The organism is Embleya australiensis (assembly GCF_051903075.1).
GTDB lineage: Bacteria > Actinomycetota > Actinomycetes > Streptomycetales > Streptomycetaceae > Embleya.
Genome location: NZ_CP182422.1, coordinates 1,647,478 through 1,671,274 on the forward strand (window position 1 = coordinate 1,647,478; position 23,797 = coordinate 1,671,274).

The 23,797-nt window shown below is 72.9% G+C and carries 19 protein-coding genes; 9 read left to right on the top strand and 10 right to left on the bottom strand.

The features are described from left to right. Positions 1–26 precede the first annotated feature (26 nt). Together ACMXN5_RS06815 and ACMXN5_RS06820 are read left to right on the top strand one after the other, a co-directional pair. Positions 27–1,235: a carboxylate--amine ligase gene (locus tag ACMXN5_RS06815; RefSeq protein WP_439674482.1), complete on the top strand. Its 1,209-nt coding sequence runs from the start codon at positions 27–29 to the stop codon at positions 1,233–1,235. An 18-nt stretch (positions 1,236–1,253) separates the two neighbouring features. Continuing rightward, a complete protein-coding gene (locus ACMXN5_RS06820; protein WP_439674483.1) occupies positions 1,254–2,069 on the top strand; it encodes a glycoside hydrolase family 16 protein in 816 nt (271 codons plus the stop codon). 34 nt (positions 2,070–2,103) lie between these two features. Here ACMXN5_RS06820 and ACMXN5_RS06825 read toward each other — a convergent pair whose 3' ends face one another. The 7 genes from ACMXN5_RS06825 to ACMXN5_RS06855 form a co-directional block, all read right to left on the bottom strand. Beyond that, the gene (locus ACMXN5_RS06825) at positions 2,104–2,943 is read right to left on the bottom strand and encodes a polysaccharide deacetylase family protein (RefSeq protein ID WP_439674484.1); all 840 of its coding nucleotides are present in this window, start codon (positions 2,941–2,943) and stop codon (positions 2,104–2,106) included. Next, positions 2,940–3,284: a hypothetical protein gene (locus ACMXN5_RS06830; RefSeq protein ID WP_439674485.1), complete on the bottom strand. Its 345-nt coding sequence runs from the start codon at positions 3,282–3,284 to the stop codon at positions 2,940–2,942. The genes ACMXN5_RS06825 and ACMXN5_RS06830 overlap by 4 nt, the downstream gene beginning before the upstream one ends. Next, a complete protein-coding gene (locus ACMXN5_RS06835; protein ID WP_439674486.1) occupies positions 3,281–6,031 on the bottom strand; it encodes a glycosyltransferase family 2 protein in 2,751 nt (916 codons plus the stop codon). Before ACMXN5_RS06835 ends, ACMXN5_RS06830 begins: the two co-directional genes overlap by 4 nt. Beyond that, positions 6,028–7,410, bottom strand: coding sequence for a lipopolysaccharide biosynthesis protein (locus ACMXN5_RS06840; RefSeq protein ID WP_439674487.1), 1,383 nt, complete (start codon positions 7,408–7,410; stop codon positions 6,028–6,030). Before ACMXN5_RS06840 ends, ACMXN5_RS06835 begins: the two co-directional genes overlap by 4 nt. Further along, positions 7,407–8,876 (bottom strand): glycosyltransferase family 2 protein, encoded by a 1,470-nt coding sequence (locus ACMXN5_RS06845; RefSeq protein WP_439674488.1) that lies wholly within the window; start codon positions 8,874–8,876, stop codon positions 7,407–7,409. The genes ACMXN5_RS06840 and ACMXN5_RS06845 overlap by 4 nt, the downstream gene beginning before the upstream one ends. Beyond that, positions 8,873–9,682 carry a glycosyltransferase family 2 protein gene (locus tag ACMXN5_RS06850; RefSeq protein WP_439674489.1) on the bottom strand — a complete coding sequence of 270 codons (810 nt, stop codon included), beginning with the start codon at positions 9,680–9,682 and terminating at the stop codon, positions 8,873–8,875. The genes ACMXN5_RS06845 and ACMXN5_RS06850 overlap by 4 nt, the downstream gene beginning before the upstream one ends. A 333-nt stretch (positions 9,683–10,015) precedes the next feature. Then, complete coding sequence (locus ACMXN5_RS06855) at positions 10,016–11,314, bottom strand: DUF5685 family protein (protein WP_439674490.1); 1,299 nt, start codon at positions 11,312–11,314, stop codon at positions 10,016–10,018. Between the two features lie 146 nt (positions 11,315–11,460). Here ACMXN5_RS06855 and ACMXN5_RS06860 point away from each other — a divergent pair, with 146 nt between their 5' ends. From ACMXN5_RS06860 to ACMXN5_RS06870, 3 genes are all read left to right on the top strand, one after another. Continuing rightward, entirely contained in the window at positions 11,461–12,003 is a 543-nt protein-coding gene (locus tag ACMXN5_RS06860) for a low molecular weight phosphatase family protein (protein WP_439674491.1), read from the top strand. 159 nt (positions 12,004–12,162) lie between these two features. Further along, complete coding sequence (locus tag ACMXN5_RS06865) at positions 12,163–13,890, top strand: penicillin-binding transpeptidase domain-containing protein (protein WP_439674492.1); 1,728 nt, start codon at positions 12,163–12,165, stop codon at positions 13,888–13,890. Positions 13,891–13,951: 61 nt separating this feature from the next. Next, positions 13,952–14,833, top strand: a complete 882-nt coding sequence (locus ACMXN5_RS06870; protein WP_126643663.1) for an acyl-CoA thioesterase — start codon at positions 13,952–13,954, stop codon at positions 14,831–14,833. A 15-nt stretch (positions 14,834–14,848) separates the two neighbouring features. Here the strand turns inward: ACMXN5_RS06870 and ACMXN5_RS06875 are convergent, their stop codons facing one another. Then, on the bottom strand, positions 14,849–16,222 hold the full coding sequence (locus tag ACMXN5_RS06875; protein ID WP_439674493.1) for an NADP-dependent succinic semialdehyde dehydrogenase: 1,374 nt from the start codon (positions 16,220–16,222) through the stop codon (positions 14,849–14,851). A 150-nt stretch (positions 16,223–16,372) separates the two neighbouring features. Here ACMXN5_RS06875 and ACMXN5_RS06880 point away from each other — a divergent pair, with 150 nt between their 5' ends. Then, a complete protein-coding gene (locus tag ACMXN5_RS06880) occupies positions 16,373–16,708 on the top strand; it encodes a glyoxalase superfamily protein (RefSeq protein WP_439674494.1) in 336 nt (111 codons plus the stop codon). A gap of 16 nt (positions 16,709–16,724) precedes the next feature. Here the strand turns inward: ACMXN5_RS06880 and ACMXN5_RS06885 are convergent, their stop codons facing one another. Together ACMXN5_RS06885 and ACMXN5_RS06890 are read right to left on the bottom strand one after the other, a co-directional pair. Continuing rightward, on the bottom strand, positions 16,725–19,739 hold the full coding sequence (locus tag ACMXN5_RS06885) for an NACHT domain-containing protein (protein WP_439674495.1): 3,015 nt from the start codon (positions 19,737–19,739) through the stop codon (positions 16,725–16,727). 1,288 nt (positions 19,740–21,027) lie between these two features. Further along, positions 21,028–21,681 (bottom strand): TetR/AcrR family transcriptional regulator, encoded by a 654-nt coding sequence (locus tag ACMXN5_RS06890; RefSeq protein WP_439674496.1) that lies wholly within the window; start codon positions 21,679–21,681, stop codon positions 21,028–21,030. A gap of 156 nt (positions 21,682–21,837) precedes the next feature. Here ACMXN5_RS06890 and ACMXN5_RS06895 point away from each other — a divergent pair, with 156 nt between their 5' ends. The 3 genes from ACMXN5_RS06895 (at position 21,838) to ACMXN5_RS06905 (ending at position 23,797) form a co-directional block, all read left to right on the top strand. After that, positions 21,838–22,497 (top strand): FMN-dependent NADH-azoreductase, encoded by a 660-nt coding sequence (locus ACMXN5_RS06895; RefSeq protein ID WP_439674497.1) that lies wholly within the window; start codon positions 21,838–21,840, stop codon positions 22,495–22,497. Further along, positions 22,497–22,817, top strand: a complete 321-nt coding sequence (locus ACMXN5_RS06900) for a DMT family transporter (protein ID WP_380008206.1) — start codon at positions 22,497–22,499, stop codon at positions 22,815–22,817. Before ACMXN5_RS06895 ends, ACMXN5_RS06900 begins: the two co-directional genes overlap by 1 nt. A gap of 143 nt (positions 22,818–22,960) precedes the next feature. After that, a complete protein-coding gene (locus ACMXN5_RS06905; protein ID WP_439674498.1) occupies positions 22,961–23,797 on the top strand; it encodes an ABC transporter ATP-binding protein in 837 nt (278 codons plus the stop codon).

Sequence of the window (23,797 nt, forward strand, 5' to 3'; positions counted from 1 at the left end):
AAAGGTCCGGACGGGGAGGCGACGAAATGGTTGTCCGAGGAGTCGAGCTGGATCGTGCGGTGCCCGCGCTGCTGTTCAAGGTCGGCCGCTATCCGCTGCACCAGGGCTCGGTCGGCGCGGTGCGCTCCCTCGGGCGCGCGGGTGTGCCGGTGCACGCGGTGGTCGAGGACGCGTACACCCCCACCGCCCTGTCCCGGCACCTGAGTCGGCGGCACGTGTGGCCCACCACCGGCCTGGAGGACCCGAGGGCGCTGGTGGAGCAACTGCTCGACATCGGCCGCCGGTTGCCCGCCCGCGCGGTCCTGGTGCCCACCGACGACGAGGCGGCGCTGCTGGCCGCCGGTGCCCAGGACCGCCTCGCGGAGTGTTTCCTGCTGCCCAAGATCGACCCGGACCTGCCCGCCGGGCTGGCGGGCAAGCGCGGGCTCTACCGGCGCTGCCTGGCCCACGGGGTGCCCGCGCCGGACACCCGCTTCCCCGCCGACCGCGAACAACTGATCGCGTTCGCGGCCGAGTTGGGCTACCCGGTGGTGGTCAAGAATCTCGCGCCGTGGGATCGGCTGCGGGCGCCGGTGGTGCCGGGCACCACGCTGGTCCGCGACCGGCGCGCGCTGCTCGCGCTGGTCGGCGACCCGCGCGGGGTGTTGTTGCAGGCGTACGTGCCGCGTGAGGCGGCGCAGGATTGGATCGTGCACCTGTACGCCGCGCCGGACGGTCGGTGCGCGCCGGTGTTCACCGGCCTCAAGCTCCGCTCCTGGCCGCCGCACGCGGGGGTGACCACGTACGCCCGGGCGTTGGCCAACCCGGGTCTCGCCCGTCGTTCCGCGCGGCTGTGTCGGGCGCTCGGCTATCGGGGTCCGGCCGACCTGGACTGGCGGCTCGACCTGCGCGACGGGCGCTACAAGCTGGTCGACTTCAACCCGCGGGTGGGCGCCCAGTTCCGCATGTTCGAGACCGCGCGGGGCCTGGACGTGGTGCGTGCGCTGCATCTGGACCTGACCGGGAGGCCGATCCCCCCGGGTGGCCAGCGCGAGGGTCGGCGCTATGTCGCCGAGCATCTGGATCTCGCCGCGTTCGTGGCCTACCGGGGGCGTTGCGGCGTGGCCCGGCCACCGGGCCGGGCGCCGGGGTGGGGCGGGGTGGAGGCGGCCTGGCTGGCCCTGGACGATCCGCTGCCGGCGGCGGTCACGGCGGTGCGCACGCTCGCCCTGGCCGTACGCCGGCGGCGGCACTGAGGAGAGTGGGTGGGTTCGATGGGGACGGGTCGAGCGATGTGGGTCCGCCGACGGCTCGCCGCGGTGTTGCCGGTCGTGGTGCCGGTGCTGCTGCTCGCGGGGTGCGCGTCCGCGCCGCCGGCGGGGCCGCGGTTGTTGTTCGCCGACGACTTCGCCGGGGCGGCGCTCGCCGCCGAGCGCTGGGTGACGTGCTACGACTGGAACGTGGCCGGCTGTACCAACGCGGGCAACCACGAGCAGCAGTGGTACCTGCCCGAGCAGGTCCGGGTGCGGGACGGGCAGGCGATCCTGACCGCCGCGCGGCGGCCCACCACCGGTTCGGACGGCGTGGCCTACCCGTGGGTCTCGGGCATGTTGTCCACCGGGCGACCGAGTTGGTCGGGTCGGCCGAGGTTCACCTTCACCTACGGCCGGGTCGAGGCCGAACTGCGGTTGCCTCGCGAGCCGTTCTCGTTCCCGGCGTTCTGGCTGATGCCCGCCGCCAAGCGCACCCCTCCCGAGCTGGACGTGGTCGAACTGATCGGCCTGGACGGCCTGGCCCGGGCCACGGTGCACTGGACCGGGCCCGACGGCCGGCCCGACGCACAGACGCACGCCTCCCCCGAGCGCGACTGGGCGGGCAGGTTCCACCGGTTCACCCTCGACTGGCGGCCGGATCGGGTGGCGTGGTCGATCGACGGCGAGCAGGTGTTCGCCGTGACCGACCGGGCGCATGTTCCGCACGAGCCGATGGAGGTGTTGTTCACTCTCGCGATGGGCTACCCGGAGCCGGTCCCCGACACGGTGACCGGCGCGGAGATGCGGATCCGGGCGGTGCGGGTCTGGGAGCGCTGAACCCGCGCGCGCCGGCCCCGGTCGGGCGCTCACCTCAACCGGCCCGGCCGGCCACCGGGTCGCAGTGCTCGGGCCAGGGATCGGGCCGGCCGCGCCGGCGGGCCCTGATCCGGCGCCAGGCCCGCCAGCCGAGCGTGGGCAGCCCGTCCCGAAACGGCGCGACCCGGGGGCCGACACCGGCCAGCCAGGCGTCCAGGCGATCGAGCCCGGTGTCCGCGCGCACCATCAGCCGGGAGATCCGCCACGGATCGTCCTCGCGCGAGCTGTGCGCGTCGCGTACCGCCATCGCGGTACGAAAGCCCGCGTGCCGCACCGCGGCCCGCACGGCGGCGTCGTTGTAGCCGAACGGGTAGGCGAACGAGGTGACCGGGCGCTCCAGTTCGGCCTCCAGGCGCTGCCGTGAACAGGCGATCTCGCGGTGCATGGATTCGAGCGGGAGGGTGTCGAGTTCGCGGTGCGTGCAGCCGTGCGCGCCGATGGTCAGGCCCGGCGCGTCGGCGATCCGGCGCAGTTCGCGCCAGGTGAGCATGGCGGCCGGCGGCAGTACCGGGTTCGGGGTGGGCCACAGCGCGTCGGTGGTGACGTAGAGCGTCACGGGCAGGTCGCGTTCGACCAGTTGCGGCAGCGCGTACCGGGCGAAGTCGGCGTAGCCGTCGTCGAAGGTGATCAGCACGCTCTCCCGGGGCAGGTCGCGACCGCCGTGCAGGGCCTCGGTGAACCGGTCCAGGCCGATCGGGACCCGGCCGCTCGCCGACACCCGGTCCAGGTGTCGGCCGAACTGGGCCGGGGCGACGGTGAACGGCGCGATCCACGGCGGCGGGTCGTCCCGCACCGCGTGGTAGAGCAGGACCGGTACCGCGGCCTCGGATCTCATCGAAGCTCCTCTCGGGAGGTGTGCGTACGCGCGACGGTGCGGATCAGCGCGGCGGTGGTGGTCAGGCCGGCGAGGGTGCCGATCACGCGCGGGGCGGAGAAGGCGCCGGCGAGCAGGTATGCCTCGGCGGTCAGCGCGCACAGCGCCGCGCTGCCGGCCGCCGAGGTCACCGCCGTGGCCAGGACGCTCGCACCCTCGCCGGCGAGGGCGTAGCCGGGTCCGACGGCCAGGAAGGCGACCACGACCAGGACCCGCAGCGGGTGTTCGGCGGGCAGTTCGAGCGCGCCGAACGCCGACCACCCGGCGGCGGCGGGCCACAGGGCCCGGATCGGGCCGCTCATCGCACGGGCCCCGGTCGTGGGCCGATCCGGTAGATCACCGCGTCCCGGTCGCGCAGCAGCAGGGTGAATCGGGGCGCGGTGGACAGCGCTCGGTCGATGCGCCCGAGGGTGCCCGCCGGCAGCAGTCCGGTCTGTTCGCACTCGGCCCGCTGGCCGGCGGTCAGGAACAGGTACGCCGTGTCGCCCGGATACTCGTCGGCGAGCGCGCTCAGCCCGGCCACCGGGTCGCGCACCACCCCCTCGCGCAGCGCGGGCGTCTCCATCGCGAACCAGCGGTGTCGCTGTTGCTCGTAGTCGGCGTAGGCGCCGGGGAAGTTGTTGCTCGCCGCGACGATCAGGTCGCCGGGCGCGGACACCCGGGCCAGCCACTGCCGGGCGGCGATCTCGCCGTCGTCGAAGTGGTTCTGGCGCTCCTTGCCGTAGTAGCCGAACACGAAGCCGGTGAGCAGCAGCGCGAACAGCACGGGCAGCAACACCGCGCGCGGGCGCGGCCGGCCCCGGTCGCCGAACAGCGGCGCGAGCCGGCCGGCGATCAGGAACGCGGCGGCGGGCAGCGCGAACAGGTAGACCCGGAAGATGATTTCGCCGCCGTACGCGCCGGCCGCGAGCAGCGGCAGCGGCGCCAGGACCAGCGGCATGGCGGGCGAGCGGCGCAGGCGCGGACTGCGGATCGGCGCGGCGGCGGTGAGCAGCGCGACGCCGGCGGTCAGCGCCCGGTCCACTCGGGCGACCAGCACCTGGCCCGGTTCGGCGCTGCCCAGATTGACCATGCCGGCATGCGCGTTCGACTCGAAGTCGCCGAACTGGGCCCAGGAGGAGCCGAATTGCTCGAACAGGAAGGGTCGGGCCACGGTCAGGTCCCAGCCGAGCACGGCCACCGCGGTGAGCCCGAGCAGCGGGAGGGCGACGGGCCGATGGGCGCGCGAGCAGGCGAGCGCGGCCAGTGCGACGACGAGCATCAGCGGGGTGAGCTGATGCGCCGTCGCCACGGCGAGCACCAGCGGCGCGCACAGTCCGACGGTGGCGAGCGGGCGCCGGTCGCGGTCCAGGACCAGCGCCAGGATGGTCACGTACAGAACGAACGCGAAGGTCTGCGGGGCGAAGTAGTCCTGGCCGACCCAGGCGGTGGCGAAGTAGATCCACACCGCCGCCCACACGATCCGCCGGTTGCGGGTGAGCGTGCGGTAGAGCAGGACCAGGGGGCCGATCAGCAGCAGGTCGAAGGCGAGCGGCGACCAGGTGGCCATGGTCAGCGCGTCGGGCGCGCCGGATGCGCGCACGGCCGTGGCGGCGGCGGAGAAGAACCCGGGCCACTGGTGGTAGGGCGCCAACTCGCCCGCGTCCGGCAGGGTTCGGCCGGTGCGCAGGAACTGGTCGACCACCTCGACGTGTTTCCAGGCCCACGCGTAGCGCAGGTGCTCGTAGAGCACCGCCGGTGTGGCGTGCAGCATGGTCACCAGGGCGCCGGTGTACAGCGCGTAGCGCCGGGTCCGGGCGGTGCGGTCGAGCAGGCTCACCGCGAAGCCGACGGTGAGCACGGCCAGTGCGCACCAGTACAGGGCGGGCAGCACGTCGAGCAGCCCGAGTCCGCCCATCCGGTCCACCGCGACCGGCATGCGCATCGCCAGGACCCACAGCAGTACGGCGAGCGGCAGGGCGAGCCGGCCGAACGCGCGGAACGCGAGCGCGGCGGGGGTGGGCAGCGGATCCCGACCCAGTCCGCGTGCCCGGCCCGCGGCGTAGCCGAGCGCGGTGGTGAGCACGCCCAGGACCAGCGCGGGGATGGTGGCCTTGGGCGGGCCGGGGTCCGGGGCGAACGGGCGGACCAGGGCGCGCGGGATGGTCGAGGCCAGGTAGGAGCGTTCGGAGGCGAGCGCGCGGCCGGTGCCGGCGTGCCGGCTGACCGCCGCCTTGGACAGGCCCTCGGCCCAGCAGCGGGCCCGGAAGTAGCGCCACGTGGTGCGCGCGGCGGGCACGCGGTGGCGGACCACGGCGGCCGGTTCGTACCCGAGCACGCCGCCGCGGTGTCGGGCCGCGGCGCGGATGCACAGCTCGGTCTCCTCGCAGCCCAGCGGGCGGGTGCCGACGCGGCCCAGGTCGGTGCGGAAGCCGCCGACGTCGAGCAGCACACTGCGCCGGAAGGACATGTTGGCGCCGATCAGGTTCCGTACCGGCGCGGCCTGTTCGGGCATGCCCCGGTAGGTGCAGCCGACCACCCAGTCGAATTCGGCGGGGAACCAGGTCGGGCGTGCGGTGTCCCAGTTCGGCCGGATCCGGCCGCCGACGCCGAGCACGTTCGGGTCGGCGTAGCCGTCGAGCAGGCGCATGGTCCAGTCGGGTTCGGCGACGGCGTCGTCGTCGAGGAACGCCACGACGTCGCCCCGCGCGCCCTCGACGCCGGTGTTGCGGGCGCCGGAGAGGCCGCGTCGGCCCCGGTTGCGCAGCACGGTGACGCCGGGGAACGCGGCGCTCGCGCGGGCGGCGAGTTCGTGGCAGTGGTCGGCGACCAGGATGATCTCGGCGGGTGCCTCGTCCTGGGCCCGGAGCGAGTCGAGCGCGGCGGTGAGGTCGTCCCAGCGGTCCATGGTGTACGCGCAGACCACCACGGTCAGGGTGGGGCGGGGCGGGGTGCGCTCGACGGCGGGGCCGGCGCCGCGGGCGCGGACCAGGGCCCGCCTGGCGGCGGCCTCCTCGGCGCGGATGGCCACCCAGGCCAGGCGTCTGGTGCGCGGTGGGGTCTCCGTCATGCGGGCCTCCCGGAAACGGTGGGGAGCCAGATCCGGCGGGCCGCGAGCAGCACGAGCGCGGTCGCGGTCTGGGCGCCGAGCCAGGCGATGCCGGCGCCGAGCAGGCCGAGCGCGGGCAACAGGACGACGGTCAGGGTCAGTACGGTCGCCGCGAGGCCGGCCTGGATGGCGACCACGACGCGCATCCGGCGCAACACCCGGCAGGCGCTGATCGCGGTCGCGACCACCAGGTGCGGCAGCGCGGACAGGGCGAGCAGTTGCAGCAGCCCGGCGCCGTTGCGGGCGTAGCCGGGGCCGAACACCCGCAGCACCAGCGGCGCGCCGGGGACGAGGACGCCGATCGCGAGCAGGAGCAGCGCCCCGGTGTGGCGCAACACCCGCCGGCAGCCGGTGGCGAGCCCGGCGGTGCCGCCGGCGGCCTCGACGAGCAGCGACGCCCCCATGTTGAGTCCGACCAGGTAGAGCGTGTTGGCCACCACCCAGGCCAGCGAGAAGTAGGCGCTCTCCCGGGCGCCGACGCGTTCGAGCACGATGATCGGCGGCACGGTGGTCGCGGCGAGCCAGCACAGCGTGCCGAGGTAGTCCGCCCCGGCGTACCGCACGAGCCCGGCTCCGGGCCGAAATCGCGCGCCGGGGTGGGGGGTACGCTGCCGGGCCGGGCGGCACGGGTCGTCGCCCGGGGCCGGACCCGAGGTGACGCGTGGGTCGGGGCCCGGGGTGACGCCCGCCGCCCGCACGGACTTCCGGGCGGGCAGCAGGCGCGCGAACAGCCAGGTGTCGACGACCAGCAGGGTCGACACCAGGGCCAGCGTCCAGGACATCAGGATGCCGAGCGTGGGCAACAACGCGGCCAACGCGGCGACCAGGACCAGTTTGGCGATCGCGAAGCCGCTGTTCTTGCCCACCACCAGGCCGGGTCGGCGCAGGCCGGTGAGCGCGCCGTCCTGGAGCGCGAACAGCGCGTAGGCCACCGTGGTCGCCGCGAAGCAGCAGCCGGCCGCCGGTTCGCGCAGGAAGCCCAGGCCCGGCGCGCACAGCGGGATCAGCGCGAGGAAGCCGAGGACGGCCACCAGGGTCGCGCCGAACGCGGCGGCGTACGCGGTGCGGATCAGCCCGCGCCGGTCCGCGCCCGGTTGCGGCAGGAAGCGTACGAGCACGTTGGCCAGGCCGAGTTGGCCCAGCCCCGAGAGCAGCATCATCGCGGACACCGCCGCGTAGGTACGCCCCACCGTCGCGTCGCCGTACCAGCGCGTGGCGAGCGCCCAGTAGCCCGCGCCGAACGCCGAGGTCACCAGCGAACCGGCGGTCAGCACATGCCCGTTGCGCAGCAGCGGGTCCACCCGGGGTCGGGCGGACCGGCGCAGCCCGGCCTGGATCACCGGCCGGGCTCCGCCTGCTTCCAGGGCGTGCGCACGCCGTGCATCCGCACCCGCGAGCGCAGGTAGGCGAGCGGGCCGGCGGCCAGCGCGCGGCGCTCCAGCGTGGCCAGCCGGGCGGGCCAGGGGACGTCGGGCCGCCCGGGCGCGCGGGTTCGGGACAGCGCGTAGCGGATTCCGTCGGGGGCGCGTCTGGCGAGCGCGCCGAGGGTGCGCGGCTCGCGCAGTACGGCGGCGGTCAGGTAGGCGCCCAGGCCGGTGCCGTACCCGCGCACCTGGGCGGCCACCGCGGCCCGATCGGCCCGGTGTCGGTGCCAGATCAGCGCGCCGGGTTCGTAGCCGATCCGGTGTCCGCGCACGATGGTGCGGAAGAAGGCGAGCAGGTCGTCGCCGCCGCACGCGGGGGTACCGACGCCGGTGGCCGGGTCGAAGCCGCCCATCGCGCGCAGGACGTCGGCCCTGAAGGCCATGTTGGCGCCGGAGCCGAAGCGGCCGGCGGTGAACGGGAACAGCGGGTCGGCGGGCGGCGCCTGGGGGTCGTACAGGATCGGCTCGAAACCCTTGGCGAAGCCCCCGTGGTGATGGAGCATCAGTTGCGCGGGGGTGCGCAGTTCGGCGGGCAGGATCAGGCCGGTGACGCACGCGGGCCGGCCCTCGCGGGCGAAGCCGGCGACCAGGGCCGCGACCCAGCCGGGGTCGGCCAGGACGTCGTCGTCGGTGAACGCGAGCAACTCGCCCGTGGCCACCGCGATGCCGCGGTTGTGCGCGAGGGCCAGTCCGGGGCGCGGTTCGCGCACGTAGCGCACCAGGCCGGCGCAACCGCCGCGGACCACGCTCGCGGTGCGGTTGGTGGTGGGGGCGTTGTCCACCACGATCAGTTCGATGTCGGGGTAGGTCTGCCACAGCAGGGTGCGCAGGCACGCGGCGAGCAGTTCGGGCCGCTCGCGGGTGGCCACGATCACGCTGACCCGGGGGGTGCCGCGTGGGGCGGGCGGGCCGGGGGCGTGGTCGGGTGCGGCGGGGGTGCCGAAGCGGGCCGTCGCGCAGGCGATCAGCCGGTCCGGGCCGGGGGTGGGCAGTTCGAGGTCGAGCAGGCCGACGGGGGTGCCGGCGTGCCGGACCAGGGCGAGCATGGCGCCGGCGGGGCAGTCGGCGGGGGTGCCGTCGGGGGTGCTCAACCTCGGCCCGGCGTCGGCGACGAGGTCGAGGACGCGGACGTGCACGAGGTTGGGGGGTGGGGCGGGGGCGGAGTCGGCCGGCGCGGCGGGCTCGGCCGGTGACGCGGGCCGTTCGTCCGTGGGCGTGGCGGCGGTCGGCGTGGCGGCCGTCGGCGAGGCCGGGCGTGGGATGGCGATCGGGGTCGGCGTGGCCGGTGGGCGCGGGCCGGGCAGCGGGGCGTTCGGTTCGGCCGGGCGCTGCCTCGGGATCAGCGGCCTCGGGTCGGTTTCGGGATCTCGGCGGGGCGTCAAGCGTCCTCCCCTGCTCGCTCCGGGCGGGCGCCGGCGTGCTCGCGCAGGACGGTGCGCAGCACCCGGTGTCCGTCGCGGAGCGCGTTGAGGTGGGATCGGCCGCTCCGGCGCGGCAGTTCGAGGCTGGGGACCTCGGCGATCCGCAGTCCGGCGCGCAGGGCCCGGACGATCATTTCGGCCTCGATCTCGAAGCCGGTCGAGCGCAGGTCCAGGTGTTCCAGGAAGCACCGGCGGAACGCGCAGAAGCCGTAGCACAGATCGGTGAGCCGATACCCGTACAGCCGGCTGACCAGGGCCATCAGCGCGTGGTTGCCGAGGCTGCGGACCGCGGTCAGGTCCAGCGATCCACCTCCGCCGACGAACCGGGAGCCCTTGACGAAGTCGTAGCCGTTGCTCAGGAAGTGCACGTAGTGCGGGATCTCGTGCGGCGACATGCTGCCGTCGGCGTCGATGGTGACGATGATGTCGCCGGTGGCATGCCGGAATCCGGTGCGCAGGGCGCTGCCCTTGCCGGGGCCGGACTGCGGGATGACCCGGGCGGCCGGCAGGTAGCGGCGGGTGATCAGCGAGGTGGCGTCGGTGGAGTCCCCGTCGATCAGCAGGACTTCGTCGACGCCTTCGGGTATCTGCTGGAGCACCCAGGGCAGATTGCGGGCCTCGTTGCGGGCCGGCACGACCAGGGTGACCCGGTCCCGGGACACCGGGTCGGCCGGTGCCTGTCCGGCTCGTACCGGTGCGGCGCCGGGCAGTTCGGCAATCCGGGGCAATGGGCGTTTCGGGTGCGTCGCGTGCGTCGTGTCGTGCATGAACGGCCCCCTCCCGTCTGCCGCGTACCCCGGAGAGCACACGGCATCGGGCCGGCGGAACCGGCCCGAAATCGGTGACACCGGGTGCCGATCGCACGACACCCGGTCATCGCTGATCGTGGTTGGGCGGCGAAAGCAGGGTCAATCGGACCGAAGATGCTTTGCCAAGACGTTACGGTTGGGCGTTTTTCCCGTCGAATGCCAGTTCGGGGATTTTCTCGGCTTTCCGACGCCTTGTCGGATACGGCGCACCCGGCGGGAGCGCCCGGGAGCGGGTCGGCGCGGGCGCCCGCGCGAAGATCGACGCGAGCGCCCGCGTGTGGTCGGGCGCGCTCAGCAACCGCAGTCGCACGAGCAACATTCGCCGCATTCGCAGCAGTTGCCACAGCAGTCGCATCCGTCGCAGCAGTCCCCGCAGTCACACTTGTGGCAACACCCCTGCCGCTGTTGACCGGTGCACGGATCCTCGAAGGTCTCCCGGCAACACCACTGGCAGGTACAGCACAACCCGGCCCAGATGGCACAGGCGACGAACACGTTGTGCCCGCCGGGCGGCGGCGGGGGCGGAGTGGGGCCGCCGGGCGGACCCCACGGGCTGTTCGGGTCGTACGGGCTGCCGGGCGGCGGCTGGGTGGGCGTCTGGTTCGGCGGCTGGTTCGGCCAGGACCCGTCGGGGCGTGCGGCGAGCCGGGGTTCGGCCCGCTCGCCGTGCTTGGCGCAGCCACTGCCGTGCTTGCCGCCGACCGAGCAGGAGGGGTTCTCGACGGGGAAGCCCGCGTGCCGGAACGACCGGTCGATCGCCTCGTCGACCTCGTGCACGAGCAGCCGGTGGGCGAGCGCGCCCGTGACGAACTCGACCTCGGCCAGGGCCAGTCGGATACCGGTCGCCGCGTCGCGGCACAGCCGGTACGCCTCGTCCGGCCCGGTCCCGGTGGCCAACAGCGGGTTCCACGCGCCGGCCGCCCGGTCGGCGTGGATGTCCTCGACCGCGTCGAGCAGGTGCGCGAGCCGGCCGAACAACCGTCCCGCCTCGGCCAACGACTCGGCGTTGTCCGGCCGTTCGGCCAGCACCGCGGTGTGCGCGAACGCCGCGCCGGTGGCCGTCTCGGTCGGCTCGGTCACCACCAGCACCGACACGCCCGGTCCGGCCAGCGCCTCGACCTCGACCTGCCGGTCCACCGCCTCGACCATCACGGCCGTATCGAAGCCCACGTCGAGCGCGGTGCCCGCACCCTGCCGGGCCCAGCGCTCGGCGACCCGGCGCGCACCGCCCGCGACCGCGCGCCGCCGGTACACCCCGTCGCCGTCGTCGATGTGGTCGCGCATCTTCGCCGACGCGAGCACCAGGGACACCGCGCCCGCGAGCCGAGCCCCCTCGCCCATGGCCACCTCGGCCCGGCGCATCGCGCGCAGCGGACAGGGACCGGCCTTGCGCCGCCCGTCCGCGGTCGGCCGGGCGGACTGCGCCTCGACCAGGACCGAGATGATCAACCCGTCGTAGTTGGTGGCGACGCGCGCCGCCTGCCCGTGGTCGTCCCGCAGCGCCAGACACATGCCGCACAGGTGCGCCATCCACTCGCTCTGCAACTTCTCCGACAGTCGATGCCGGCACGGCCGGATGATCCCGAACAAGCCCTCGCCCCATTCACTGCGCCGATTCCTGGCCCCCTCAGCGCGGTCAGCCTACTGATCACCCGTCATCCCCGTACGGATCCGCCCCGGGATCGGACCCCGGGGCGGCCCGAGGGCCGCGCTCGCGGCGTTCTAGGATCCGCAGCGTGACTGCATCGGTGCTGGTCGTATGTAGTGGAAACATCTGCCGCTCCCCCGTCGTCGAGGCCATGCTGCGCGACCGGTTGGCCGGGTCCGCGCTGCCGAGCGAGGTGTCCTCGGCGGGCACCATCGACTGGAACGCCCGGCCCATGGCGGACAACAGCGCGCTGGTGCTGATCGAGCACGGCATCGACCCGCCCGCGCACCGCAGCCGCAAGCTCACCGCCGACCTGCTGCGCGCCGCCGACCTGGTGATCGGCATGTCCCGCGAGCACCACTGGGCGATCGACGCGCTCGCCGCCGACGCCCTGCCGCGCACCTTCCTGCTCGGCGAACTGGTGCGCCTGGGCGAGGCGTTCGGCCCGCGCGGCACGCTGCCGCTCGCCGACTGGGTGGCCGGGGTGGACGCGCGGCGACCGGCGAGCCGACTGGCCCGTCCCGCCGACGAACTCGACGACCCGATGGGCGAGCCGATCGAGTCGTTCCGGGTGATGGCGGCGCGGGTCGACGAGCTGACGAACCGGCTGGTGGCGCTGCTGACGACGTGATCCCGGGGGCGTCCGCCTCGGATCGCCGAGCGACTTCTTGTTCGAACAAGTGCGCTTTCCTCTCGGCAACAAAAGGGCCCTGGAGCCCACCGACTCTTTGGCGGGCCCGTAAACTCACGCCCCTGCCGCCGGAGCCGGCGGCACCGCATGGGGGTGGGCATGCACGACGCAGAGCACTACCGGAGCGAAGAGCGCGACGAGCGCGAGTACGGCGGCGGATTCGACGACTACGAAGACGCGGACCACGGCGGGGCCGGACGCCGGGGTGGTTGGATTTTCCTGGTTCTGGCCCTGGTGTTGGTCCTCGGCACGGGCTACGGGGCCTATTCATTCCTGAAGGACGACGACGGCTCGACCCCGACCGCGCGACCGAGCGAGACCGCGACTCGGGGCGAGCGGAGCCCGCTCGACGCCGCGCGATTATTCCTCGGCGAATGGCAGGCGGGCAATTGGACCCGCGCGGCCCGGCTCACCAGTGATGTGAGCGCCGCGTCCACGGCGCTGCCGGCCCTGAACGACGGGCTGAAGGTCACCGCCCGCACGCTGACCGTGGGCGAGCCCGCCCCCGCGCGGCCGGACGGGACGGTCCCGGTGCCGTTCACCGCCAAGTTGACCCTCGGATCCGCCGGCGACTGGTCGTACACCGGCGCCCTCGACGTGGCCAAGAGCGCGGATCGCGGCTACCTGGTCGCCTGGTCCCCGGCCACCCCGCATCCGGAGCTGACCTCGGGCACCTCGCTCGAACTGGCGCCCAACCAGGGTGGTGTGGGCGGCGACGTGTTGCGGGCGAAGGACGGTACGGCGCTGTCCCCGACAGACAACCCGTCCCTGGCCGCGATCCGTACCGGCCTGGCGAGCAAGGCCAAGCCCGGCGAGCAGGCCAAGCCGGGCGGCGTGGTCCGGCTGGTCGACACGGCCACCCGGACCCTGGTCAAACAACTCGCCACGCTCGGCGAGCCGGTCACCGCCGCGCCCCGGGACGGCGGGATCCGCACCACGCTCGACGCGAACCTCCAGACGGCGGCCGAGCGGGCGGTCAAGGGCGAGTCGCGGACCGCTTCGCTGGCGGCGGTGCGGATCAGTACCGGCGAGATCGTCGCGGTGGCCAACAACCCGGCCGCCGGCCAGAACAACGCCTTCCTGGCCACCACGCAGCCCGGCTCGACGTTCAAGATCGTCTCCGCCGCCACGCTGCTGTCCAAGGGCGCGGTCGGCCTCGACGAAAAGGTGGGCTGCCCCGAATCGGCCGACGCGGGCGGCATGCGGTTCACCAACTCCGAGGGCCGCGCGTTCCCGGAAGGCAGCTTCAAGCTGGCCTTCGCCCAGTCCTGCAACACCACCATGGCCAACCTTTCCGGCAAGCTCACCGGCGCGGACCTGTCCACCATGGCGCACGACTGCTTCGGCATCGGCGGCGACTGGAAGACCGGGATCGTCTCGTTCGACGGCCGGGTGCCCGCCGCGTCGAACGACACCATGAAGGCCGCGAACATGATCGGCCAGGGGCAGGTACAGATGAACCCGCTCACCATGGCCTCGGTGGTGGCCACCGCCAAGTCCGGCACCTTCCGCCAGCCGCACCTGCTCACCGACCAGGAGGGCCTGTGGCGGGCCCCGAACTCGTTGTCCCCCGCCGTGAGCGGGCAGTTGCGCACGCTGATGCGCGCGGTGGTCACCGAGGGCACCGCGCGCGCCTCGCTCGGCGGCCTGAGCGGCGACGTGGGCGCCAAGACCGGCACCGCCGAGGTCGGCGGCGGTCGGCCCAACAACGGCTGGATGGTCGCCTACCGGGGTGATATCGCGGTGGCGGTCTGGGTCGAGGGCGGGGTGACCGGCGGGCAGTCGGCCGGGCCGATCGTGAGGGCGTTCCTGAGCGCGGCGGGCTGAGCGGCGCGGCGGGCGGGCGCGGCGACGGGCTGGGCGACGGCCCGAGCGGCCGTAGTCCATCATGGGCAGGGTGAGCGAACACGATCTTGCCGACGAGGGCCCGGGCCGGGCCGAGACCTTCCTCGACCTGCTGCGGCTGGAGCAGATCGAGGAGAACATCTTCCGCGGCTGGTGCCACGCGGGCGCCCCGCTGCGCGCCTTCGGCGGCCAGGTCGCCGCACAGGCCCTGGTCGCGGCGGGCCGCACGGTGGTCCCGGAGCGGCACGTGCACTCGCTGCACAGCTACTTCCTGCGCCCCGGCAGCACCACGGCGCCGATCGTGTACCAGGTCGACCGGGTCCGCGACGGGCGCTCCTTCGCGACCCGGCGCGTGACCGGCGTACAGCACGGCGCGGCGATCTTCACCCTGTCGGCGTCCTTCAAGGTGGCCGAGGACACCCCCGGACACCGCCGCGCGATGCCCGATGTACCGCTGCCGGAGGACCTGCCGGACCCGTACGAGAAATTGTCCGCCGAGGAGCGCGCGCACTACGAGGAGTCGCAGACCCGGCTCCTGATGGACCTGCGCTTCGTCCCGGAGGACCGCTCGCCGGGCACTCACATGGTCGACGGCATCCCGCACCAGCGGGTGTGGATGCGCGCCGCCAAGCAGCTGCCCGACGACCCGCTGCTGCACGTGTGCGGGCTGACCTACATGTCCGACCTGACCCTGGCCGGCACCGCCGCGAAGCCGTACATCACCAACCCGGCGACGCTCCAGATGGCCTCGCTCGACCACGCGGTGTGGTTCCTGCGCCCGTTCCGGGCCGACGAGTGGCTGCTGTTCGCCCAGGCATCCCCGTCCGCGCAGGACGCGCGCGGGCTGGCGATGGGCGAGTTCTACAACCACGACGGCGTGCTGGTGGCCTCGGTGGTGCAGGAGGCGGTGATCCGGCAGCGGTAGCGCCGGCCGCGCCGCTCAGCCCACCCAGACCGTCTTGGCGTTGCAGAACTCGCGGATGCCGAGCGCGGCGAGTTCGCGGCCGTAGCCGCTGGACTTGATCCCGCCGAAGGGCAGTTCGGGATAGGACGTGACCATGCCGTTCACGAATACCGCCCCGGCGGCCAACTCGGCGATGCAGCGGGCCTGTTCGGCCTCGTCGGTGGTCCAGGCGTTGGCTCCGAGGCCGAACGCGGTGGCGTTGGCGAGGTCGATCGCCTCGTCGAGGTCGGCGACCCGGTACAGCCCGGCGACCGGCCCGAACACCTCCTCGGTGTACATCCGCATGTCCGGGGTCAGGTCGGCGACCACGGTCGGCGGGTAGTACCAGCCGGGGCCGGCCGGGCGCTCGCCGCCGCACCGGATCCGGGCGCCCTTGGCCCGGGCGTCCTCGACCTGCTCGGTGACGTCGCGCAGCCCCTGCTCCTGGGCGAGCGGGCCGACGTCGGTGCCCTCGGCGGTGGGGTCGCCGACCCGGAGCGCGGCCATATTCGCCGTGAACGCCTCGGCGAACGCGTCGTACACGTCGGTGTGCACGATGAACCGCTTGGCCGCGATGCAGCTCTGCCCGTTGTTCTGGGTCCGAGCCGTGGTCGCGGTCCGCGCGGCGGCCTCGACATCGGCGGAGGGCAACACCAGGAACGGGTCGGAGCCGCCCAGTTCGAGCACGGTCTTCTTCAACTCGCGCCCGGCGATCGCCGCGATCGACCGCCCGGCCCCCTCACTGCCGGTGAGCGTCGCGGCCACCACGCGCGGGTCCGACAACACCCGCTCGACCAGCTTCGACCCGATCAACAGCGTCTGGAACGCCCCCTCGGGAAACCCGGCGCGGGTGAACAACTCCCCCATGTACAACGCGGTACGCGGCACGTTCGACGCATGCTTGAGCAACCCGGTGTTGCCCGCCATCAACGCGGGCGCGGCAAACCGCATGGCCTGCCACAACGGAAAGTTCCACGGCATCACGGCCAACACCGGCCCGAGCGGCTCATACCGCACATAGGCCCGCCGCGCCCCCACGGCATCGGCATCGGCCGGCTCATCCGCCAAAAACCCGGCCGCCCGCTCCGCATAGAACCGACACAGCCGAGCACACTTGCCCACCTCGGCCCGAGCGGCACCCAGCGTCTTCCCCATCTCGGCGGTCATCACCGCCGCAACCTCATCCCGCTCCGCATCCAGCAGATCGGCAGCCCGCCGCATAAACCGAGCCCGAGACTCATATGAGTCCCCCCGATGCCCCCAAAACACCTCATCGGCCCGCCCGATCCGAGCATCGATCTCACCTTCCCCAATCTCGGCAAACTCCTCAATCGTCTCCCCGGTAGCCGGATTGACGGACGCGATGGCCATGGGTCCTCCACGGATGCGGATGGTGAGTGTGATGGGCACCGAGCGGGTCGTCCGGCGCCTCCGCCGAGCCGTTACCCTCTGGCCCCCGGATGACACGGCACTCGGCGAGGAACCGGCCGGATGTCGGGCCGGGGTGCGAGGGTGCGTGTCATGAGGGAACAAGCCATCCCGATCCTGCGTGTGGTCGATGCTGCCGTGTCCGTTGCCTGGTATGGCCGTTTGGGCTTTGTGAAGCAGTGGGAGCACCGGTTCGAGCCGCACCTGCCGGCCTTCGTCGAGGTCGCGAGGGGTGAGGTGAAGCTGTTTCTCAGCGAACACACGGGCGACGCGACCCCGGACACGCTGGTGTACATGTGGGTCGCCGACGTGGATGAGGTGGCCCGCGAATTCGGCGTGGCGGTGGAGGAGCAGCCGTGGGCGCGGGAGGTGCATCTGCGGGATCCGGACGGGAACCGGCTGCGGGTGGCAACGCCGTCGCAGGAGTAGGCGCCGGCCGAGGAGGTCAGCCGAAGTCCGCGCTCACGTCCAGTTCGAGTCGGCCTTCGGCGACCCGTTGGGTGAGAGCACCGAGGTGGTCCCGTTGTGTCTCGTCGATCCGCAGCCACTTCAGGGCCGGGAGGTCGGCCAAGGGGCTGAGGTCGGATATCGGGCATGCGGCGATGCCCAGGTGGGAAAGCCGTGGCAGGTCGACCAACGGGGAGATGTCCGTCACCCGGGAGTCGTCGATGAGCAACATTCCGAGCGTGGGTGAATCGCGCAGCGCGCTCAGGTCGGTGGCGGGGGTGGAAACCATGCCCAGCGTGCTCAGGTTCGGGTACTTGGTCAGGCCCGACAGATCTCGAATGCCCGTGTCGTGCAGATAGACGTAGCTCAGGTTCGGCGCCTCCGGCAGGACACGCACGCTCTCCACCAAGGGATCACCGTGGAAGGACAAGGTGGTGATCCACGGCAGAGGGGCCAACAGCGCCGGCTCCGCGCGCTGTGCGGGGCCGAGCGTCAACGAAGTCACCTGCGGCAGCTCGGTCAGCGGGCCGAGGTCCGTGATCGAGGTGTGGGCGACTCCGAGCGCATAAAGCCGCGGGAGCGCGGCGAGCGCCGACAAGGGAATCTCCGACAGTTCGGCCGGGAGGTTGATGCTCTGCACATCCCGACGTCCCGCGAGCAGTCCCAGAGCCGCCGGATCCGGGATCGGCACCTGACAGTCGTCGAGCCTGACGTGGGTCAGGACCGTTGTGTAGTAGCGCTCCCAATCCGTCAGGGTCTCCCACATTCCCAACAGTCGCAGGCGGATCCGCGTCGAATCCCGGTCCCGCAAGCGACGCAGCAGCGGGATCGTGGCCTCGCCTCCGATCCGGCGCGCCACCCGCACAATGTTGATCGCGGTCTCGTCCGAGACTCGCTGCGTCCGGGTCAGGTCCGCGAGTAGATCGAGCACGAACTCCCCTGCGGTGGCCAGATCCTCCGCCGCACTCGCGTCCTGCGGGGGCAGGAGCTTGGCCGTTTCCTCCCGGAACCGGTCCGCCGGCTCCGGGTCCACCATGCCTGCCCCGGACACACACGCGACGCCTAGCAACCACAACCGTGCCCGATGCTCCTCGTCCGCTTCCGCTCGCGCGATCAAACCGTCCAGCAACTCCCGCTGCCGCGAGGGGTCGTCCTGGGTGCGGGCGACCGCCATGATCAAGACGTCGTGGTAGAGCGGGTCGTGGGCGTGGTTGATCAGATGGTCGACGTGTTCCGATCGGATGATCTCCAGTGCCGCCAGGTAGTCCTGGAAGCTTGCGTGTCGGAACTCGTAGACGTCCGCCTCCGGTTGTTGGAGTAGGCCGCTGCGGTCGACCAGGCTGTCCAGTACCTCCCGTGCGGTGTAAGGCGGTTCGACCGTCTGACGGAATCGGGTGAGTACGTCGGCCACGCATGACGTCGCGACCCGATCCGGGATCGATCGGCGGCCGTTGAGGGTCATCCACATCGCCAGCGCGGCCAGTACCTTCTCCATCTGCGTCGGCTGGAGACGCACCCGGCTCGTGGAGATGCGCCGCGCTCGTTCCCGGCCGCCGAGCAGCATCGCCATCGCCGAGCGGTACAACTCGGTGCGGCCCTCGGGGAGGGCCTGGTCGGCGTGTCGGTGCAGGGCGCACATCAGCGCGCACAGCAGCGGGTTCGTGCCGAGTCGGGCCAGGTCCCGGCGGCTGTCCAGGGTGTGCTTCAACTGCTCCGCGCAGGCCGCGAGATCGTCCGGGTCTCCGGGCTGGGCGCGGTGCCAGCGGTCGACGAACAACTCGACCTGCGCGCTCGACATGGGCTGGAGTTCACCGGCGACGAAGCCCGCCTCCCGGAACCGTCGATGCCGCCGCTCGGACAACACCCGGGGTCGGGAGGTGAGCAGGTAGGCCGCGTCCGGGTAGTCCACACACAGCTGCTCCACCCAGTCGAGGGCGTCCGCCCGGTGCTCCTCGGGCAGTTCGTCCAGGCCGTCGACGAAGACCGCGGCCCGCCCCGCCCGCAGCCGGCGGGCCGCCCACCCCGGCGGCTGCTCGCCGCCCAGCGTAGACCCGGACGCGGTAACGAAGTCGGCGACATCCGGCAGCACCAGCCGGTCGTCCACCACCATCGCCCGCAGCTTCAACAGGAACGGCACCCGCCCGGACCAGGATGCCAGCCGGTCCGGCAGATCGCCCGAGGCGACGTGCACCGCGAGCCGGCGCAGCAGCGTGCTTTTGCCCGATCCGGCCGGGCCTTCGAGGACCATGCGGTCGCGGCGGGCGAGGGCGTCTTCGAGGAGGCTGCGCGTGGTGTCCGCCTGCGCCGCCTCGTCGTCCCACCGCCGCAGGGGCCTCTGGTCGCGACGGGTCTGCACGACGAGGCTCACGTAAGCCGTGGTCAGCTCGTATGTGCTGTCCTCCGGGTCGAGTTCGGTGACCCCGAACAGCCTGGCCTGGTCCAACTTCGCCCGCAGGCCGGCGCAGTAGCGTCGCGCGAACTCCTCGTCCAACGCCTCCGTTTCCGGCACCCGGCGTAACAACTCGGCCTGGCCCGCCGCCTGTTCGACCATGGTTCGGGCCAGGAACTCCGGCTGCTTCGTGAAGAAGTCCACGATCTGCGCGCAACACTCGTCGAGCAACACGCCGTACAGCGGCGCCGCGCGCTCCGCCGACGCCTCGACGCGGGCCTCCATCCGCACCCGCAGCGCGGCCGGATCCAGGCCCGCGGCCTGCACGTCGTCCATGGTCACCGTGCCGTCGAGGGTGCGCACGACCGCCGCGACGATGCGCTCACCCTCGGCCGGCGCCAGGCGGGCGAAGTCCGGCTCGGCATCGGCCAGTCGCAGGGTCAGCGTGCGGGTCAGCCGATCCACGTCGGCCGTACGCACCTCGCGCCGCTCCCGCCGCCGCGCCACCCGCCCACCCATCCGCACGGGCGCATCCACGAGCCGCGCCCCCGGCGGCGGCGCCGTCAACCGCCGCAACGCACCCCCGATCGCCGTCGCCAACAACCGCCCCTGCACCGGATCCACCGCGCTCCGCCCCGATCCCACATCGACCGCGCACTCCAAGCCGTGGCACCCAGTATGAGTGCCCAACGCTCGGGTCGCGCCGGCTTGACCGACCGCCGGATGGCCAGGTCGACGGGCGGCCCGTCACGTGGTTGGAACGTCCCGGCGCTGGTTCGCGAGTCGTCCTGGCTGGCGGCCGCAGGGGCAAAGGCGGCGCGTTGGGGAGGGGATGGGCGCTTCGGGTGGAGGCATTCAGGGGCGACCTGGTCGCTGGTGGGCGGGAGGGGCGGGGAGGCCGGGGGCGCGAGGTAAGCGGGGCGGGGAGGCCGGGGGCGCGAGGTAAGCGGGGCGGGGAGGCCGAGGGCGCAAGGTAAGCGGGGCGGGGAGGCCGAGGGCGCAAGGTAAGCGGGGCGGGGAGGCCGAGGGCGCAAGGTAAGCGGGGCGGGGAGGCCGAGGGCGCAAGGTAAGCGGGGCGGGGAGGCCGAGGGCGCAAGGTAAGCGGGGCGGGGAGGCCGAGGGCGCAAGGTAAGCGGGGCGGGGAGGCCGAGGGCGCAAGGTAAGCGGGGCGGGGAGGCCGAGGGCGCAAGGTAAGCGGGGCGGGGAGGCCGGGGCGTATTGGCGGCGTTGCTTCTTATTGGGCGCTTCGCGCCGGCTCGCGAGGCACCGCTTTTTCTTTCCCCCGCTTCGCTCCTCCAAGAAAAAGCGGCCCCTCGCTCGGGGCTGTGTGCCCCTCCGCTTCGCTCCGGGTCACCCAGCCCGAGTTCTGCGGCTCCGCCGCTCTCCGCGCTGCGCGCGTCGATCGCGTGGGCGGCCCGAGTCGTGGGCGCTGACGCGCCACGCGGGCGGCGGTCGGGGACGCCCGGCCCCCGTACGACGCGGCTCCTCGAGATGGCCACCGTCGCGACACGGGCCTTCCCCGGTGACCCGAGTCGTGGGCACACCCCTTCGGCGCGTCAGCGCCCCCCGACCCGGGCTGACCCTGGAGATCGACGCGCGAAGCGCGGAGAGCGGCGGAGCCGCGAGTTTTGGGTCGGGTGGCCCGGAGCGAAGCGGAGGGACACCCGACCCCGAGCGAGGGGCCGCTTTTTTCTCGGAGGAGCGAAGCGGGGGAGAGAAAAAAGTGGTCCCTCGCGAGCCGGCGCGAAGCGCCCAACAAGCAGCAGCGCCGCCGACACGACTCCGCCTCACCCCGGCTTGCGTACGACTCCGGTTGCCCGACCGGCTCCCGCCGCGACCCCGCCTCCCCGACACGCACACCTCGCGACCCCAGCCCGGGGGCCTGCCCGCCTGAGCCGCACCCCCGCTCACCTCACGGCCTGGGCTCACCACCAGTCGCCGACCCCTCCCCCGGAGCCGCCGACAACATCGCGTACGCCAACCCCGCCAATGTCGCCTTGATCCGTGCCGGTTCGATGTCCTGGTCGCGCTGGCGGCGGTACAGCTCCGGGGCCAGTGGGGCGAGAAGCACGTCGGCGAGGGTTGTCGGGTCTGCGGTGTCCGCGGCCAGGATCCGTACGTGCGTGTGCCAGAACGCGTACGCGCCCGTTCGGTAGCGGGCGCTGCCCGTTTCGGCGCCCAGGAGCAGGTGTACGTGCCGCTCCAGCAGGTCGACCATCGCCGCGTAGAAGGCCGCCAGGCGGGCCGCCGGGTCCGGCTCGTCCGGGCCCAGCGGCGGTGCGCCGCGCAGGATTTCGTGTTGCAGCGCGCGCTCGTGTTCGTCGAGGAGGGCGCGGGCGATGGAGGCCCGGTCCGGATAACGGCGGTAGAGCGTGCCGCGGCCGATGCCGGCCGCCTTGGCGATGTCCTCCATCGTGACCTCGGCCGGATCGCCGGTCGCGAACAGCTCCTCGGCCGCGGCCAGCACACGGGCCCGGTTGCGGGCGGCGTCCGCACGTTCCCGTGGCGGCGCCGCACCGTCCGCGGCGACCGGGAGACCGGTGAGCAAGTCGGTGCGTTTCGTCATGATCCCCACCCTAACCAGCAAGTGGACGCCGCGTCCATTTATCCCGAGGTGGGCCTGGCGATGGCGCGATCGGTTAAGTGGACGGCATGTCCGCTTGCCTGTTACGGTCTCACCCATCAAGCGGACAGTCCGTCCACTTAGACCTCGGGAGTGCCCATGCCTCGCCTGCTCCACCTCGACTCCAGCGCCCGCGCCGACTCGTTCTCGCGGACCCTGGGCGCCGCCTTCGCCGACGCCTGGCGCGGCGCGCGGCCGGACGCCGAGTACACCTACCGGGACCTCACCGCGCGGCCGGTCCCGCCGATCGACCAGGCGTGGACCGAGATCTGCGACACGATGTTGCGCGAGGGGATCACCGCGATCGCCGACTACCCGCAAGCCGTGCGTACGCCCGAGCAGCGCAAGGCATGGGCCACGGTCGAGCCGCTGTTGGCCGAACTGGTCGCCGCGGACGTCGTGTTGATCGGCGCGCCGATGTACAACTTCGGCGTGTCCGCGCAGCTCAAGGCGTGGATCGACCAGGTCACCTTCCCGAAGATGTCGCTCGCGCCGCGTCGTTTCGTGGTCGCCTCCGCGCGCGGCGGGTCCTACCTGCCGGGCACCCCCCGGGCGCCGTTCGACCACCAGACGCGCTATCTCCTGGACTTCTTCACCGGGCACTACGCCGTCACGGACGCGATCGTGCTCGGTACCGAACTGACCAACTCGCTCGTCGACCCGGCGCTGGCCGAGCGGCTGGAGCAGCACCGTTCCTCGCACGCGGAGGCGCTGGAGCGCGCCGCGGAGCTGGGACGCTCACTCGTGGAGGGGTACTGATGGCCTGGTTGATCCTGCTCGCGGCGGGCCTCGTCGAGGTCGTGTGGTCGCAGAGCATCAAGCCGACCGAGGGATTCACCAAGCCGCTGCCGACGGTGATCTGCTTCCTGCTCGGCGCGACGGCGGTGTATCTGCTGTCGGTGGCCATGCGGGACCTGCCGGTGGGCACCGCGTACGCCGCGTTCACCGGGATCGGCACCGTCGGCGCGATCACCCTCGGCATCACGATCCAGCACGACGCGCTGAGCGCGGGACGCATCGCGGCACTCGTGCTGATCGTGGGCGGGTTGGTACTGGCCCGGCTGACGTCGACGGCGTGAGGGCGGGCGGCTGTTCGACAACAAAGGAAATCTTGGATGCAACTTTAGTGACAGCGGTGGCCACGTTCGCGGCTATCGGGCGCACCCGCCCGGGGCGAAGGCTGGGGAGGTAGCCAGGACCCCCACCGCAAGGAGCACCCCGCATGTCTCCCGGAAACCGCCGGCGCCCCCCGACCCCGGCCTCCCCGTCGGGTGGGCCCGTCGAACCCGACGCCTACCGGCGCATCGATCACGAGGATCGGGCCAAGGGCAGTGCGGCCCGCTGCCGGGCGCTGAGCAAGTGGTACGGCGAGGGCGAGACCCGCGTGGTCGCGCTCGACGAGGTCGATGTGGAGATCGGCCGCGGCCGGTTCACCGCGATCATGGGCCCGTCCGGGTCGGGCAAGTCCACGCTCATGCACTGCCTGGCCGGCCTCGACTCGGTGACCTCCGGCCACAGCTGGATCGGGGACACCGAGATCACCGGGCTCAAGGACCGAGACCTGACCCGGCTGCGGCGGGATCAGATCGGCTTCATCTTCCAGGCGTTCAACCTGCTGCCCACGCTCACCGCGCTGGAGAACATCACGCTCCCGATGGACATCGCGGGGGTCAAGCCGGACAAGGCCTGGCTCGACACCGTCATCGAGACCGTCGGGCTGCGCGACCGGCTCAAGCACCGGCCGAGCGAGTTGTCCGGCGGCCAGCAGCAGCGTGTCGCGTGCGCCCGCGCGCTGGCGAGCAAACCGCAGATCATCTTCGGCGACGAGCCGACCGGCAACCTCGACTCGCGCTCCGGCGCCGAGGTCTTGGGTTTCCTCCGCAGCAGCGTCAACGACCTGGGCCAGACCATCGTGATGGTCACCCACGACCCGAACGCGGCCTCCTACGCGGACCGGGTGTTGTTCCTGGCCGACGGTCGGGTCGTGGACGAGATGTTGTCGCCGACCTCCGACACGGTGCTCGCGCGCATGCAGCGCTTCGCCCGCTCCGCGAACTGA